The following is a 17,364-nucleotide window of genomic DNA, read 5'->3' on the forward strand; positions in this document are numbered from 1 at the left end:
AAATTTTCCGTAGTTGGCTGAGCAGATGTCTCATTAAACGCGATGAGACGATTAGCTAACTCGCTTGCAAATGCACAAGCTGTGGCAACAAAAACCACGCTTAAGCCCATTTATATAGGATGATCGATTATGAGCAACAAGTTAGAGCAACTTCGTAAACTAACGACTGTAGTAGCAGACACTGGTGAAATTGATGCAATCAAAAAGTACCAGCCAGAAGACGCAACAACTAACCCTTCTCTTATCCTAAAAGCAGCTCAAATCGCAGAGTACGCACCTCTAATCGATGCTTCAATCGAATACGCTAAAGCACAGAGCAACGATAAAGCTCAACAAGTTCAAGACACTTGTGACATGCTTGCAGTAAACATCGGTAAAGAAATCCTAAAAACTATCCCAGGTCGTATCTCTACAGAAGTTGATGCTCGCCTATCTTACGATATGGAAGGCAGCGTAGCGAAAGCACGCCAACTAGTGAAAATGTACAACGATGCTGGCATCACTAACGACCGCATCCTTATCAAACTGGCGTCTACTTGGGAAGGTATCCGCGCAGCTGAAATCCTAGAGAAAGAAGGCATCAACTGTAACCTGACTCTTCTATTCTCATTCGCTCAAGCGCGTGCTTGTGCAGAAGCGGGCGTATTCCTAATCTCTCCATTCGTTGGCCGTATTATGGACTGGTACAAAGCGAAAGAAGGCCGCGACTTTGAAGCATCAGAAGATCCAGGCGTACTGTCTGTAACTAAGATCTACAACTACTACAAAGAGTACGGCTACAAAACGGTAGTAATGGGCGCAAGCTTCCGTAACATCGGTGAGATCCTAGAACTTGCTGGTTGTGACCGTCTAACTATCGCTCCTGCTCTACTTGCAGAACTAGAAGCTGCAGAAGGTGAAGTGGTTGAGAAGCTAGTTGATTCTAAAGGCGCAGCTGAGCGTCCAGCACCAATGACTCATGCTGAGTTCCTATGGGAACACAACCAAGACCCAATGGCTGTTGAGAAACTGGCAGAAGGCATCCGCAACTTCGCAGTTGACCAAGGCAAACTAGAAGCGATGATCGAAGCTAAGCTTTAATTGCTTACCAAGAGCGAGTAGCCCGTCTACTCGCTTTTAGCATCAACGCTCATTCAAAATTTTCTATTTGAACTTGTTTAGACGAGTTCCCTCTATTTAAACACTTATCGAGAAGTAATCACTATGGATCGTAAATACCTAGCAAATGCAATCCGTGCGCTAAGCATGGACGGTGTTCAACAAGCTAACTCTGGCCACCCAGGCGCACCTATGGGTATGGCTGATATCGCTGAAGTTCTTTGGCGTTCTCACCTAAACCACAACCCATCAAACCCTGAATGGGCAGACCGCGACCGTTTCGTACTGTCTAACGGCCACGGCTCAATGCTAATTTACTCTCTACTGCACTTGAGCGGTTACGAGCTATCTATCGATGATCTGAAAAACTTCCGTCAGCTTCACTCTAAGACTCCAGGTCACCCAGAGTACGGCTACGCTCCTGGTATCGAGACAACAACGGGCCCTCTAGGCCAAGGCATCACCAACGCTGTTGGTATGGCAATGGCTGAGAAAGCGCTAGCAGCGCAATTCAACAAAGAAGGCCACGACATCGTTGACCACTTCACTTACGTGTTCATGGGCGACGGCTGTCTAATGGAAGGTATCTCGCACGAGGCTTGCTCTCTTGCTGGTACGCTAGGCCTAGGCAAACTGATCGCATTCTGGGATGACAACGGCATCTCTATCGACGGTCACGTTGAAGGTTGGTTCTCTGACGATACACCTAAGCGTTTCGAAGCGTACGGCTGGCACGTAATCCCAGCAGTAGACGGTCACGATGCTGACGCAATCAACGCAGCGATTGAAGCTGCAAAAGCAGACCCTCGTCCTACGCTAATTTGTACTAAGACTATCATCGGTTTTGGTTCTCCAAACAAATCGGGTTCACACGACTGTCACGGTGCACCACTAGGCGCTGAAGAAATTGCAGCAACACGTAAAGAACTAGGTTGGGAGCACGGTCCTTTTGAAATTCCGCAGGAAGTCTACGCAGAATGGTCAGCGAAAGAAACAGGCGCAGCTAAGGAAGCAGCGTGGAACGAGAAATTTGCAGCTTATGAAGCAGCGTACCCTGAGCTGGCAGCTGAATTTAAACGCCGCGTAAACGGTGAACTTCCAGCTGAGTGGGAAGAGAAAGCAAGCCAAATCATTGCAGATCTTCAAGCAAACCCAGCAAACATTGCGTCACGTAAAGCATCTCAAAACGCTCTAGAGGCATTTGGTGCTCTACTACCTGAATTCATGGGTGGCTCTGCTGACCTAGCGCCTTCTAACCTAACCATGTGGTCTGGTTCTAAGTCTCTAGAAGCGAACGACTTCTCTGGTAACTACATCCACTACGGTGTACGTGAATTTGGTATGACTGCTATTATGAACGGTATCGCACTACACGGCGGTTTCGTTCCTTACGGCGCAACATTCCTAATGTTCATGGAATACGCTCGCAACGCAATGCGTATGGCTGCTCTGATGAAAATTCAGAACATTCAAGTGTACACACACGATTCTATCGGTCTTGGCGAAGACGGCCCAACTCACCAACCAGTTGAGCAAATCGCTTCTCTACGTTTGACTCCAAACATGAACACATGGCGTCCATGTGACCAAGTTGAGTCTGCTGTAGCATGGAAACTAGCGATTGAACGTAAAGATGCACCAACAGCACTGATCTTCTCTCGTCAAAACCTAGCGCAACAACCACGTAGCGCTGAGCAAGTTGCAGACATCGCGAAAGGTGGCTACATCCTGAAAGACAGTGATGGCAAACCTGAGCTAATCCTAATCGCAACAGGTTCTGAAGTTGAGCTAGCAGTGAAAGCCGCTGAGCAACTAACCGCAGAAGGTAAGAAAGTACGCGTTGTTTCAATGCCATCAACAGATGCATTCGACAAACAAGACGCAGCTTACCGTGAAGCAGTGCTACCATCAGACGTAACAGCACGTATCGCTATTGAAGCGGGCATCGCAGACTTCTGGTACAAGTACGTTGGTTTCGACGGTCGCATCATCGGTATGACAACCTTCGGTGAATCTGCACCTGCTGACCAGTTGTTCGAAATGTTTGGTTTCACTGTAGAAAACGTAGTGAACACAGCAAAAGAACTGCTAGCGTAATCGCGTTAAAAGATAATCAGTTTTCTCTATTGCGAATTTGAAAACTGAAAAGCCCCGCCAGAAATGGCGGGGCTTTATTTTATCTCGAATTTGTTTGAGATATTTGGCGTCGCTAAAAGGCAGCTTTACGACTGCTTATCTTCAAATCGAATCGCAAGCTGATAGAAATCTTGTACTTGTTCTTTCAACTGACGGCTGTTTTGCTCAACAGAATGCGTAGCTGCTAAGTTTTGCTCTGCGGTCGACGCAATAGAATGAATGTGCTGGTTTACATCGCTAGATAGCTTTAACTGGTTGTTCGCCGCTTCTGCCACATCAACCATCAAGCCACTCATGCTTTGCATCATCTGTTCAACTTCAGACAAACGCAGCGCGCTTTGCTCAGCAACTTGAGAACAGGCATCGGTTTGCTCTTTGTTTGCGAAAATATCTTTCTGCCAACCTTCTATCGTCGAAAGCATAGCAGAGATAGACGCTTGAATTTGCTCCGTCGCATTCGACGTACGTCCAGACAGTGCGCGAACTTCATCAGCAACAACAGCAAAACCACGACCTTGCTCACCTGCCCTTGCTGCTTCGATCGCCGCGTTCAGCGCCAGCAAGTTGGTCTGCTCTGCAATACCACCGATTTCAACCATCAAATGATTCACTTTCTGTGCCTGATCGCTCAGTTGATACGTCGTTTCCGTTGCTTTTTCAGCTTGAAGACTCAATTGAGCTAGGTTGGTATGCGTTTGATCGATCGTCTCTTTGGCCATCATGCATGACTTCAAGGTGTCATCAATCAGCATATGCGCATCGTTAGTGCTTGAAGATACCGAGTTCGCTGAAGATTCCACTTCTTGCGTCGCATCTCGCACGCGTCGAATATCACTGTTTTGTTGGTTCAATGCGGCTGAAACCTCGGCCGTTGTTTGACTGAGTTCTTCAGCGCAATTTTGCAGTGGTAGCGCCGAGTCGGTCATTCTTCCCAAGACGGTTCGAATCCTTGCAGACAACATTTTGATATGGAAATCAGCAATCGAAAATGCGCTATTGCCTGAATAGATCAAACGGCTCACGCTGTCATACTGTTTTTGCAGCTTTTTGAGCTGTTGCGGCGTGTCAATCAACTCTTGGCGGAACAATAACGCTAATACGCTCGCTGGTAATGCACTTGCAAGCCAAGCAAGCGGACCTTCAACAGATAGTGCGTACGCTGCGGCAGGTGCAGTTAATGCACCCAGTAGAATCGCATAGCGAACCGTTTCGTTAATTTTTAACGACCAGGTTCTACCCGCTTTCTCGGCGGCTAGCATCCCCTTGTAAGCTTTTGCAGCAATATCCACCCATTCACGCTTAGGCTTAACGCGCACAGATTGATAACCGACAACTTGGTTTTTTTCATAGATAGGCGTTACGTAGGCATCTACCCAGTAATAACCGCCAGATTTGGTGCTGTTTTTAACCATACCTCGCCACGCTTTGCCTTCTTTAAGGCGTGCCCACATATCACCAAAAGCGGCTTTAGGCATGTCACTATGACGGACGATATTATGATTCTGACCGACTAACTCCTCGTGCGTGTATTCTGCAACGCGACAAAACGCGTCATTACAATAAGTAATAACACCTTTTAAGTTAGTGGTCGAAACGAGTTCTTCAAGTTCTCCGACGAGGGTTTCTTGAGCTTTCTGAGAAAAATTGGCTGACATAGACGATACTTCTATAATTTTTATTAGTTTTCGGCGAGATGTATACAGGATTATTGTTTTTATTACAAAATGTTAGATAAAAAGTATTATCAATACGACATTTTTAGTGTGGGAATTATCATCACTGGCAGAAATTTGCGCGTCACCAGTCAAAATTTGAGCTAATAAACAAAAAACTCAGCGTTCAGATGCTGAGTTTTTCTGTGACAGGTTGAAAGTTAGGCTATTTGGGATTCTGTTTTGTTATCCGTTTTCATCGCAAAGATCACAATCACGAGCAATACGAACGGAAGAACATACAAGTTCAGGTTTTGCCAACCAACTGTCGATTCAAGCCAGCCGGAAAGTAAGGCAGTAATGGTGACACAGCTGAACACGAAGAACTCATTAAACGCCTGCGCTTTGCTGCGGTTTTTCGCTTCGTAACTTTGGCTAAACAGCCCCGTTGCAGCGATAAACATGAAGTTCCAACCTACGCCCAACAAAACTAAGGCAAGGCTAAAGTGCCAAATGGACACACCATGAATGTTAATCCCTATACAAGCAATAAACAGCACACCTCCCGCTAGGATCATTTTCTTTGCGCCGAACTGCTCAATTAATCGACCAGTAATAAAGGCTGGAGCGAACATGCCGAGCACATGCCACTCAATCACACCTGCGGCTTTGTCAAAATCGAAACCACAACCAATCATCGCCAAAGGCGTCGCTGTCATTAGAATATTCATCACCGCATAAGCCACCATTGCCGCTAACACAGCAATCATAAAGTTCGGGCGTCTTATGATGTCACTAATAGTATCGACTTTAACATGCGATAGCTGAGTATGCGCTGGCGGGAACCGAATCGTTTGAAGCAATACAAGCGCGGTGATGTAGAGAACAATCAGGACAGAAAAAGCACTCGTATATAAACCATCGTCTGACCATTGTTGCGAATACACCGCTAAGTTCGGACCGAGAATAGCCGCTAATACCCCACCCGCCATAGATATTGAAATTGCTCTGTGTCTTGCCGATTCTTCACACACTTCTATTGCAGCAAAGCGATAGAGCGTGCCAAAGCCGATTCCGACACCGAGCAAGAACGTAGAAAAACAGAATAGATAAAAAGTTTGTTGGCTTAACGCGTACGTCGCCAAACTTGCGCCCACGATGCCGATGAGGTTACCTAGGCTAAAGCCCAAACGACGACCGAGTTTCCCCATAATCAATGATGCAGGTATCGTTGCCGCCATTAAACCGAGAAACTGCAGTGCGACAGGCAAAGTAATAAAGCTCGGTGACGGGGCAAGTGTTTTGCCAATGAGCGCGATCACCGAGATCAAGAGAATGTTTCCTGTCATCAAGAGTGCTTGGCACAACGATAACAACCATACGTTACGATTCAAATCCATTTCCTTTGGTTAAAATTCCTTCAAACAACATATAGGAAAGACCGCGTAATAGAAAGAGATGCGATTAATTCTCAATAAAAAGAGCCAGAGACATAGTGCCTCTGGCTCTTTAAGTACTCGCTTGTTAAAAATGTTCTTGCTGCTGAGCTTATTTGCTACGGCGCGCTTTTACTGCTTCAGAAAGCTGACGAAGTACCGTTTCCGTATCGTCCCAACCGATACATGCATCAGTAATCGACTGACCGTAAGTTGCCACTTTACCATCCACTAAATCTTGGCGGCCTTCAACCAAATGAGACTCGATCATCACGCCAAAGATTGCATCTTCACCACCAGCGATTTGCTCTGATACATCATCAGACACTAGCATTTGACGTTTGAACTGCTTAGAGCTGTTCGCGTGGCTAAAATCGATCATCACTTTCTTCGGTAGACCTGCCGCGTCCAACTCGTCTTTGATTTGAGCAACGTGTGCTGCACTGTAGTTTGGTTCTTTACCACCACGTAAAATGATGTGGCAGTCTGGGTTACCTGCGGTTTCAACAATCGCTGAATGACCGTACTTCGTTACCGATAGGAAATGGTGAGAAGCGCTTGCAGAACGAATAGCATCACTCGCGATTTTAATGTTACCGTCAGTACCGTTTTTGAAACCAACCGGGCAAGAAAGACCAGAAGCGAGTTCGCGGTGAACTTGCGATTCCGTCGTGCGAGCACCAATCGCGCCCCAGCTGATCAAATCCGCAACGTATTGAGGCGTGATCATGTCTAGGAATTCACTCGCTGTTGGTAGGCCCATGTCAGTGAGATCCAAAAGCAGCTTACGTCCAATACGCAGACCGTCATTTAGCTTAAATGTGTCGTTCAGGTATGGGTCGTTGATCAAACCTTTCCAGCCTACTGTCGTACGTGGTTTTTCAAAGTAAACTCGCATCACAACTTCCAGTTGCTCACCAAGTTCATCACGCAACACTTTCAGCTTTTTGCCGTATTCAACTGCAGCTGCAGGGTCATGGATAGAACAAGGACCAACGATCACAAGTAAACGATCATCTTTTCCTTCAAGAATATTGTGAATGGCATTACGGCAATCAAAAGTGGTCGAAGAAGCGGTTTCGGTCGCTGGGAACTTCTCTAGAACTGCAACAGGGGGCAATAACTCTTTTACTCTATTAATTCTTACATCATCAGTTTGAAACATTACTTCTACTTCCTGGTTGTTATTTCCGACCCAATTTTTGCCAACTGTACTCATTGCAACATTGTTCACAAAGCGAGCAGCAACAAGGGCTCCGGTGATTATCTGTCTATCGTTCCAATTAACTTATCGGCTTCCCCATAGACTTGCAATCACTTTTTGCAAATAAATGCAAACAAATTACAACCGTTAACTATCTCGCACATCGTAAAATAATATTTACACGAAAAAGTTCAAAATAATCATCAATTTTCTTATGACACTAAAAATCTTTACTACAATGTAAGAAATATCAGAAGTTTGTGAGGTGTTGTTGGGTAATAAATGTTGATCAAGTTCAAAGATATTGTTGCTTGATGTGAAATCATTAGAATATTGAACTAATTTCTTATAAACACTGGTTTTTTCTAAATTTTTGATAAAACAAAGTAGAAGTTAATATGCAATCAATACAAGGAAACATTATGAACAAAGTAGCAATTGCAGTAGCAGCAGTGGTAGCTGGTAGTAGCGCGCTTTTAAACTCTGCTCAAGCTGAAATGTATATCGGGGGCAAAGTGGGCATGACTACACTTGACGATGCTTGCTATCTAAATAGCCCTTGTGATGATGAAGCTTTTGGTGCCGGACTACATATCGGTTATGACTTTACCGATTTCATTGGTCTAGAGTACGGTGTCGATTTCTTAGGCGACTACAAAGCGAACTTTAAGTCAGGAGCTAGTACAGTTGATACGATCGACGGCAATTTAACGGCTTTAACACTTGCACCTAAATTCAACTGGCATCTAAACGATTCTTGGAACTTATTCGCTAAGATCGGTGGTGCGTACATGATGTCCGAAGACGAAAAAGATTTCGTTGCAACAGGCTCACTAGGTGCTGAATATTCGATTGATAGAAACTGGAGTGTTCGCGCTGAGTACCAACGTTACCAAGATATGTCGGATGACGTTTGGGACGATATGGACGCAAACTTCTTCGGTATCGGCGTTAACTACAAATTCGCAGCTGCGCCAGTGGTTGCTGCTGTTGTAACAGAAGAAGTAGTTGAGCCAGATCCAGAACCAGTACTAATGAGCAAAGTTCACAAAGAAGAGTACGGTACAGGCACGTTTGAGTTCGACAGTGCGAAACTTACTGAGTCTGTTTCTGAACGTCTAGACAACTTTGTTTCATTCCTAAACGAATACCCACAAGCTCAAGTTGAAATCACAGGTTACACTGATAGCTCAGGTCCTGCTGCTTACAACCAAAAACTGTCTGAGCGTCGTGCTCAAGCTGTGGCAGATTACATCACTGGCGCTGGTATCGATGCTGATCGCCTGACAGTGAAAGGTATGGGTGAAGAGAATCCAGTAGCTGACAACAGCACTCGTGAAGGTCGTGAGAAAAACCGTCGCGTAGAAGTTGTGGTTCCTTCGTTCGAATACCAAGAGATGGTTCAACCATAATCTGAATGTTCACACATTCTCATCAAAAGGGGTGCGCTTGCACCCCTTTTCACTTTCAGTGATTTTTGGATTTTTATAAAGGAAATGAAATCAAGAAATGAAGATTCAAGCATCGTCCATCGATAGTAAGCACTTATCTCTTCGGATAAAAAACGAGATTATTTCCTTCGACCATGACACAGTCCATCCCAGCAGAATGAGCTGCACGTTTACCCAATTCTGTATCTTCAAAAACCAGACAGTTTTGCACGTCAATCCCTAATCTATCTGCGGCTAATAGAAAAGTATCCGGACAAGGTTTGTGATTTTCGACATCACTAGCCGTAACAACGGCATCAAGCTTGTCGATCAACCCTGCATGACTGAGCAGACGCATCGCACTTTCTCGCTGACTTCCCGTTCCGACCGCAATTTTCTTTTGGCCTAAATATTCGTCAAGAACAATGCCAGTGCACTGGATGACCTCGCCCTGCAATTCCATCGCGGCAAACGTCTCCATTTTGAATTTCGAAACCGTTTGAGGATCTAGAGATAACCCATAATGACGATTCAACTCAGCAACAATTTTAAAACTCGGCATTCCACCTAAGCTGTGTAGCCACTCCTGACAAAAGGGAAAATCAAATCGGTCAGCCGTTGCTTGCCAAGCCGCAAGGTGGGCAGGCATGGTATCAATCAAGGTACCATCCATATCGAAGATGAATCCTTCGTATGGCCTAAAATCAATCGTGCTCATGTCTTTTCTTCTATTTGTACATCTGTAGTGTTAATTTATCAGCTCTTTCAATCGTCCTTATCGGCATTTGCTTATCATGCTCAAAATTTCGAACTCCGTCACACTTCAAGAATGGGAAATACAATTAACGCCCATTAGAGCTCAAGGAAATGGCGGACAGAACGTTAACAAGGTAGCGACTGCCATACATCTGCGCTTCGATATACACCATTCAAGTTTACCGGAATTCTACAAAGAGCGATTACTTGCACTTTCTGATAGCCGTATCACTAAAGATGGTGTGGTGATCATTAAAGCGCAACAGTTTCGCACACAAGAAAAAAACAAAGAGGATGCGCTAAATCGCCTACAAGAGTTGATTAAAGCTGCCGCCTTACAAGATAAGAAGCGCATTAAAACAAAACCAACCCGCGCTTCACAACGCCGCAGACTTGACAGTAAAAACAAGCAGGGGGCAAAAAAACAGCAACGTAAAAAAGTGCTGTATTAAGGCATGTCATTTTCACGACATGTTAGTTGAACAACGTTTGCTAGCCCTTGGAAATCTGATTGGATTTCTCTTTTTTAGTCACTTATTCAGGAAACAACAATATGACTATTAGGCAAAAACTCTACTTCCTCGGAGTTATCGCCATTTTAGGCATTGTGACCCTTTTGGGTACCTCATCTCATTTCGCAAATCAGAGCAATGAACTCAACCACGCAGTAAAACTTGTCGGCGATTTAGAAATACGCTTACTCAACTTGCGACGTAATGAGAAAGACTTTTTACTTCGCAGCAATGTCAAATACTTAGATAAATTTGATAGCAATGTTGATAAGTTTTTAAGCACCGAGAAAGAGCTCGCTCAAATCCTAAACCGATACGAACTACCCTCAAGTCAGCGTTTCAAGCAGGATTTACTCGCTTATCAAAAAGGTTTCCAAGCATTAGTTTCCGCTTCTCAAAAGTATGGACTAGACAAAGAAAGTGGCATTCTTGCGCGTTACGAAAACCTTCTACTTGAAGCAAAGAAAAGCGCCGACCATCAGCAAATCCTTTCTCTTATCCAGTTTGATAATGCGGTGAAAGTGGGCGAATTTGACGCAAGGAAACTGTCTGACCTATACGTTCCAGAACTGTTAGAGTCAGCGAAACAACTTGCAGCTCAAAAACAAGTCATTGGTGTGGCGTACAACAAAGGTTTACTGGGCGAAACTCGCGCGCTATCTCACGCCGTGGAAGAGCAGTTTGAAGCTTTCTCATCATCGATTGATTCTGCCGCAACCCAACGCGATGAAAAAATGGCAAGCATCAAGCAAGCCATTACGGCGTTCATCTTAGTAGTGATTTTTGCGCTGATTTGGCAAATTTCTCGCTCTATCAACGTTCGTGTTGGTAGCTTACTAGCAACGATTAAGAACATCAGCGAAAGCAATAACATGGGCTTACGCTCTGATCTTGCAGGTAAGGATGAACTATTTGATATCAGCCACCATCTCAACGATCTGCTCGAAAAGCTAGAGCGTTTGATCCACAACACACAAGAAAAATCGATGCAGTTAACAGCGAGCACGGACAACATGCATCGTGAGCTTGAAGGTGTTATGGAACAGTTCCACGCACAGACTGATCACACCGCCTCTATGGCGACGGCCGTGCAGCAGATGGTTGCCACTATCGGTGAAATTTCTGAAAGTACATCGGTTGCGGTTGAAGGTGTTCACCAAGCCGCGACTAACGCCGAACAAGGTCGCTCTGTCGTAGAAATGACCGTGACGAATGTTGGTCAGCTGACGGGTATCCTCTCGAACAGCCAACAGTCTATTGGCTCATTGAACCAACACGTCGATAAAATTGGCGGTGCGGTGAACATCATTCAAGACATTGCTGAACAAACGAACTTACTTGCACTTAACGCGGCTATCGAAGCGGCTCGTGCGGGTGAGCAAGGACGTGGATTTGCCGTGGTTGCAGATGAAGTTCGCGCTCTTGCGAGCCGTACACATCAATCAACGGAAGAGATCACGCGAGTGGTGATGGACATCCAAGCGCAGATGTCGATGGTGGTTTCCGATATTGATCAATGTAACGAACAAGGTCAGCAAACCCTGAGTGCATCTGAACAATTAGACGCAAGCCTCCAGCAAATCATCACGGACATGCACGCGATTCAAGGCAACTCAGAGCGCATTGCTTCTGCGATTGAAGAGCAAGGCATTGTGATGAACCAAGTTAGCGACTCAATCACTGAGCTGAACGTCATCTCTGAAAACAACATGCACTCCGCGCAAGAATGTTTGCATGAAGTGAACTCAGTGTCGGCTCAAGCACACGATATGGATGAAGCGGTAGCCGAGTTTAAGACTCGCTTAAAGTAATCTACTAGTAGATTCGTTAATCCAATAAGAAAGCCCGAAGCGAATGAATGCTTCGGGCTTTTTGTTTTCTATTTAGGCTCAGTATCAGCTCAGCCCAAATCGTGTCGGTAGTTATTCATCATCAAGCGGCACAAGCTTTGTATTGCCGCCATGAATCTTCTCACGTTGTCTCTGTACCAGGGCGTAGAAGCCCGGAATCAAGAACGTACCCGCAAGAAGCACACACAATAGACCACCAATCAGAGACACTCCGAGCGAGTTTTGGCTCACATGACCCGCGCCAGCGGCGAAGATCAACGGGAAAATCCCCAAGATAAACGACCAAGACGTCATGTTCACCGCACGGAAACGTAGCGTACCGCCTTTTACGGCTGCGTCATCGATGGAAACATCTTTCTCTTCACGTTCTTGCTTCGCGAACTCCACAATCAAAATAGCGTTTTTCGCAGCCAAGGCTATAAGGAGAACGAGACCAATCTGAGCGTACAAGTTTAATGGTGTGCCCGTTAAGTTCAGCGCGAGGAAAGAGCCTAGCGTTGCAACAGGTACCACCAAAATGATCGCCAGAGGAATACTCCAACTTTCGTACTGCGCCACCATGAACAAGTAAATGAAGATCAACGCTAACGCAAATGCGTAAATGGCTTGGTTACCAGCAAGCACTTCTTGGTACGCCATGCCTGTCCATTCGTAGGTATAGCCCTGTGGTAGAACTTCAGCAGCAACGCGTTCCATCGCTGCAATTGCATCACCACTTGAGTAACCCGGAGCTGGTTGGCCTTGAATGATGGCACTACGGTACATGTTGTATCGCCATGCCACATCAGGTTCGAATACTTGCTCGTAGCTGACTAGCGTGCTTAATGGCACCATTTCCCCCATCGAAGAGCGAACATGGAAACGTTCCAAATCTTGCATGCCACTACGGTGTTGACTGTCCGCTTGCATGGTTACGCGGAAGTTCTTACCAAACATGGTGAAGTCATTCACGTAAAGCGAACCTAAGTTGCCTTGCAAAGTTTGGAAGATAGACGACAGCGAAATGCCAAGTTGTTGCGCTTTCTCGCGGTCCATATCCACATAGTAATGCGGTACGTTCGCGCGGAATGTACTAAAGGTGTACGCGATCTCAGGAGCTTGGTTTGCTGCCTGAATCATCTCCCCCATCACCATCGACAAGTCAGTGCGGCTACGACCTAGCGTATCTTCCAATACAAATTCAAAACCGGAAGCAGCGCCCATACCCGGAACGGCTGGCGGCCCCATCGCAAACACAACAGCTTGAGGCAATTCCATTGCAGCTCGACCATTGATGCGAGCTGCTATCGCGTTGGCAGAATGTTCACCCCCTAGCGAGTTACGCGTTTCCCAATCGTGCAACTTGATGAACAGCGAAGCACCGTTTGACGCCGCAGCACCAGTCATAAACGAAAAGCCGTTTGCAACCGTTACGCCATCTACACCGGTTTCTTCCTCGATCATTTTCATCAAGTCGCTCGTCACCTCTTCTGTACGAGACAGAGAAGCAGAATCAGGCAACTGAACGTTGACCAACAAAATGCCTTTATCTTCTTGAGGAACGAATGCCGTTGATGTCGTCTTCGCGAAGAAAGACACCGCAGCAACCGCAACGATGAAGAACGTAACCAATAACAGAGATTTCTTAACAAGGAATCCTGCAACTTGGCCGTAACGCGTAGTAACACGCTCTAGACCACGGTTGAATGCTTGGAACCAGTTAGCCGTGTTGCCGCCACCTTGTTTTAATACCAATGAACAAAGAGCCGGTGACAGCGTTAGCGCGTTGATTGACGAAATCACAACCGAAATACAGATCGTCAATGCGAACTGACGATACATAATGCCAGTAATACCCGGAAGCATCGCAACAGGTAGGAATACCGCCAACAGAACCAACGTTGAGGTAATGATTGGCCCAGTCACCTCTTTCATCGCTAGCAACGTTGCTTTACGAGGTGAAATGGTTGGATCTTTCGCCATCGTGGTATCAACGTTTTCGATAACCAGAATCGCGTCATCCACCACGATACCAATCGCGAGAATCAAACCGAACAAGGTTACCGTGTTGATGGTGAATCCAGTCGCTTGCATGATGGCAAACGTACCAATCAACGAAACTGGAATCGCGACCACAGGAATTAACGTTGCTCGCGCACTGCCCAAGAATAGGTAGGTTACGGCAATAACCAGTAGAATCGCTTCGACAAGTGTTTTTACCACGCCTTTGATCGACTCAGCGACGAACACAGTCGTGTCGTAGCTGGTTTCGTAAGTCATACCTTCAGGGAAGTTTTCGCTCAAGCGTTCAAGCAGTTCCATTACTGCTTTACCACTTTCTAATGCGTTTGCATCAGACTGAAGTGACAGAGCGACAATCGAAGCATCTTGCCCACGGAACTTACCGTTACCATCGTAGAACTTCTTACCCAGTTCAACACGAGCAACGTCTTTTAGATAAACCGTAGAGCCATTTGGATTGGCACGAAGAACAACGTTTTCAAACTCGCTCACACTTTCTAAGCGGCCTTTCGTCACTAGGTTGAACTGCACTTCTTGCGGGTTATTGTAAGGCGCGGCACCAACACGGCCAGCAGCAACCTGAACGTTTTGCTCCGCTAAAGCAGCATATACATCCGATGTCGTTAGCTTGAGGTTGGCCATTTTTTCTGGGTCCAACCACACGCGCATCGCGTATTCACCACCACCAATTACATTTACTTCACTGATGCCTTTCGCACGCGCCAACTGATCTTTTACGTTCAAGTTGATGTAGTTAATTAAGAATTGGTCATCATACTTGCCGTCTGGTGAATAGAAGTTCAGAACCATCAATAGGTCAGGAGAACGCTTTTTCACCGTCACGCCGACCATGCGTACTTCCTGAGGCAGTTTTGACTCAATCTGTGACACTCGGTTTTGCACGTTCACCTGCGCCATATCTGGGTCGGTACCAACATCAAACGTAACGTTTAAGCTGTACGAACCATCGTTAGCACTTTTCGAAGACATGTAAATCATGTTTTCTACGCCGTTCACCGATGTCTCTATCGGATCGGCGATGGCCTGTTCAACCACTTCGGCACTTGCGCCAGTGTAGTACGCCGTTACGCTAACCGACGGTGGACTAATTTGCGGATATTCAGCCACTGGCAAAATCGCTAGCGAAATGGCACCAGCCAACGTCAGGATGATCGAAATGACCAGCGCGAACTTAGGTCTTTGTATAAAGAAACGACTTAACATGCGACCTCCTACTGTTTGTCTTCAGTTGGAGTTTGAACACGCACTTCTACGCCATTACGAACACGCTGTAGACCTTGTGTGATAACAGCTTCACCTTTCTCAAGACCTTCGCGAATGATAATGCCCTGCTCGACTTGCGGGCCAAGTTCTACATTGCGACGTTCAGCGACGTTGCCTTCCGTTGTCACCATCACGAAGTCACCTTCTAGGTCAGTTTGCACCGCACGACGAGGCACGACGATGACATCTCGCGTGTTCTTATCACGTAAGTTGACTTTGATGTGCTGGCCAGGAAGCAGTTTGTGTTCTGGGTTTGGCACCAACGCACGCATAGCAATCGTGCCCGTTTTGGTATCAATACGGTTACCCAAGAAATCAAGCTGACCTAGATGTTCGAAAAACTGGCCGTTTTCTAGCTCTAGTTGCACTTCCACACCGTTCGACTCGGCCGAACCATCGCCTTTAATTCGATCCATGCCCATCGCTAAACGCTCACGTTCACTGACGCTAAACGAAGTGTGCACAGGATCTAGGCTCACGAGCGTCGTCAGCACACCTGAAGATGGAGAAACCAGATCACCAGTACTCACTTTTGTGTCGCTAATACGACCACTAAACGGCGCTCGGATTTGCGTGTACGAAAGGTTGACTTCTGCAAGTTTAAGCTGTGCATTCGCGGCTTCTAGTTCTGCACGCGCGCCTAGCAATGTTGCTGTCAACGCATCAAATTCCGATTGGGAGATGCTGCCACGAGGAAGCAGGTTTTTACCGCGTTGGTGATCAAGCTCTGCCTTTTTAAGCGAAGCTTTTGCTTGTGCTAACGCTGCTTTCGCACTTGCCACTTGTGCTTCAAAAGAAGAAGGTTCAATAGAATAAAGAAGCTGACCTTTTTCTACCATTTGTCCTTCTTCAAAATGACGAGCTTGTAAATAGCCTGAAATCTGTGCTGTGATATTGGTATCTTCTACCGCTTCAATGCGACCGATATATGATTTACTCGGTTGGTAGTCGATTACCGTGACATCCTGAGTTACGACAAGAGGCGCTTGGCTCTCTCTTTGGGCATTATTCGCTTCTCCGCATCCTGCAAGGATAGCTGTAGCCGCCATTAATGCGACAAGTGGTTTCTTTTGCATGTATTTACCGTCTTTATGGAACAGGATATTGTTGAAAACACACTAACCTTACAGACAGTAGATTCCGAATTCTCCTACATAAATTGTGTAAAATGTTTCTAAATGTAACTAATTGAAACGAACCGAAATAAAGTTGATGCATTTGAAATCATTTTCAGATCTTCATTCACCCCACAATATAAGCAACCTCTAATTATCAATGTGATGTATGACTCATTCGTTTGCCAATTTTGACCAATAAACTCATCAATAAAGGCGGAATTGTTGCTTAGAGCTGAACAAACTCTCCCCGATTAACCATGAAAACGAATCGCTTTCACTGTAATGCTCGTATTTCGACTATTTTTTTTAAAAAAATGGGTTATCATTCAGATAATTCAAAGCCTTCGACCGAGAGGATGAGCATGATTTCTAAATGGGCGAAACGCTTTTACCAAATGGCTGAACTGGTAGCGTCTTGGAGTAAAGACCCTTCAACGCAGGTAGGTGCGGTGATCACTAAACAGAACCGCATTGTTTCTGTTGGCTTTAACGGTTATCCACACGGTGTTTCGGACAGCGTAGACACCGACGAACGTGAACTGAAGTACTTAAAAACTCTGCATGCAGAAGAGAACGCAATTCTCTTTTCAAAACGCGATTTGGATGGTTGTGACATTTGGGTAACGCACTTCCCGTGCCCCAATTGCGCGGCAAAGATCATTCAAACAGGTATTTCGCGCGTTCATTGCCCAGAACAGTCTGAAGACTTTCTATCTCGCTGGGGAGATAAAATCCAAGTGAGCCAAGATATGTTTGATCAGGCGGGTGTTGAGGTAGATTGGCTACCGCTAGACGACATCAATTTCGAGGATAAAGACGTTCGTTAGTCCTTCCCAAAACTACAAAGCCCAGACGCACAAATTGTCTGGGCTTTTTTGTATCGATGT

Annotated in this window: 12 protein-coding genes; 6 read left to right on the forward strand and 6 right to left on the reverse strand. The window is 45.8% G+C overall.

Annotated elements, in window-relative coordinates; all coding sequences use genetic code 11:
- Positions 1-129: 129 nt before the first annotated feature.
- A complete protein-coding gene (tal, locus tag ACF8EG_RS03250; protein ID WP_005463537.1) occupies positions 130-1,080 on the forward strand; it encodes a transaldolase in 951 nt (316 codons plus the stop codon).
- A gap of 123 nt (positions 1,081-1,203) precedes the next feature.
- Positions 1,204-3,195: a transketolase gene (gene tkt / locus ACF8EG_RS03255; RefSeq protein WP_015313413.1), complete on the forward strand. Its 1,992-nt coding sequence runs from the start codon at positions 1,204-1,206 to the stop codon at positions 3,193-3,195.
- A 125-nt stretch (positions 3,196-3,320) separates the two neighbouring features.
- On the opposite strand, the gene ACF8EG_RS03260 is transcribed toward tkt, so the two are convergent.
- The 3 genes from ACF8EG_RS03260 to aroG all read right to left on the reverse strand — a co-directional run bounded on the left by ACF8EG_RS03260 (position 3,321) and on the right by aroG (position 7,487).
- Positions 3,321-4,889, reverse strand: coding sequence for a PAS domain-containing methyl-accepting chemotaxis protein (locus ACF8EG_RS03260; RefSeq protein ID WP_031853686.1), 1,569 nt, complete (start codon positions 4,887-4,889; stop codon positions 3,321-3,323).
- A gap of 218 nt (positions 4,890-5,107) precedes the next feature.
- A complete protein-coding gene (locus ACF8EG_RS03265) occupies positions 5,108-6,280 on the reverse strand; it encodes an MFS transporter (RefSeq protein ID WP_025505912.1) in 1,173 nt (390 codons plus the stop codon).
- A 154-nt stretch (positions 6,281-6,434) separates the two neighbouring features.
- A complete protein-coding gene (gene aroG, locus ACF8EG_RS03270; protein ID WP_005463529.1) occupies positions 6,435-7,487 on the reverse strand; it encodes a 3-deoxy-7-phosphoheptulonate synthase AroG in 1,053 nt (350 codons plus the stop codon).
- A gap of 461 nt (positions 7,488-7,948) precedes the next feature.
- Between aroG and ACF8EG_RS03275 the strand changes: the two genes are divergently transcribed.
- Complete coding sequence (locus ACF8EG_RS03275; RefSeq protein WP_005463527.1) at positions 7,949-8,938, forward strand: OmpA family protein; 990 nt, start codon at positions 7,949-7,951, stop codon at positions 8,936-8,938.
- A gap of 133 nt (positions 8,939-9,071) precedes the next feature.
- Here ACF8EG_RS03275 and ACF8EG_RS03280 read toward each other — a convergent pair whose 3' ends face one another.
- Positions 9,072-9,674 (reverse strand): beta-phosphoglucomutase family hydrolase, encoded by a 603-nt coding sequence (locus tag ACF8EG_RS03280; protein WP_025522855.1) that lies wholly within the window; start codon positions 9,672-9,674, stop codon positions 9,072-9,074.
- Between the two features lie 76 nt (positions 9,675-9,750).
- Here ACF8EG_RS03280 and arfB point away from each other — a divergent pair, with 76 nt between their 5' ends.
- Both arfB and ACF8EG_RS03290 read left to right on the forward strand, forming a co-directional pair.
- Complete coding sequence (gene arfB / locus ACF8EG_RS03285) at positions 9,751-10,164, forward strand: alternative ribosome rescue aminoacyl-tRNA hydrolase ArfB (protein WP_005463517.1); 414 nt, start codon at positions 9,751-9,753, stop codon at positions 10,162-10,164.
- 101 nt (positions 10,165-10,265) lie between these two features.
- Positions 10,266-12,035, forward strand: a complete 1,770-nt coding sequence (locus tag ACF8EG_RS03290) for a methyl-accepting chemotaxis protein (RefSeq protein WP_031854565.1) — start codon at positions 10,266-10,268, stop codon at positions 12,033-12,035.
- A 111-nt stretch (positions 12,036-12,146) separates the two neighbouring features.
- On the opposite strand, the gene vmeZ is transcribed toward ACF8EG_RS03290, so the two are convergent.
- The gene (gene vmeZ / locus ACF8EG_RS03295; RefSeq protein WP_069504798.1) at positions 12,147-15,299 is read right to left on the reverse strand and encodes a multidrug efflux RND transporter permease subunit VmeZ; all 3,153 of its coding nucleotides are present in this window, start codon (positions 15,297-15,299) and stop codon (positions 12,147-12,149) included.
- An 8-nt stretch (positions 15,300-15,307) separates the two neighbouring features.
- On the reverse strand, positions 15,308-16,435 hold the full coding sequence (vmeY, locus tag ACF8EG_RS03300; RefSeq protein ID WP_005485167.1) for a multidrug efflux RND transporter periplasmic adaptor subunit VmeY: 1,128 nt from the start codon (positions 16,433-16,435) through the stop codon (positions 15,308-15,310).
- Positions 16,436-16,839: 404 nt separating this feature from the next.
- On the opposite strand from vmeY, the gene ACF8EG_RS03305 reads away from it, so the two are divergent.
- On the forward strand, positions 16,840-17,304 hold the full coding sequence (locus ACF8EG_RS03305; RefSeq protein WP_005485131.1) for a dCMP deaminase family protein: 465 nt from the start codon (positions 16,840-16,842) through the stop codon (positions 17,302-17,304).
- The last annotated feature ends 60 nt before the right edge of the window (positions 17,305-17,364 follow it).

The sequence above is a fragment of the Vibrio sp. YQ_11 genome (assembly GCF_043103065.1).
Classification (GTDB): Bacteria; Pseudomonadota; Gammaproteobacteria; order Enterobacterales; family Vibrionaceae; genus Vibrio; species Vibrio parahaemolyticus.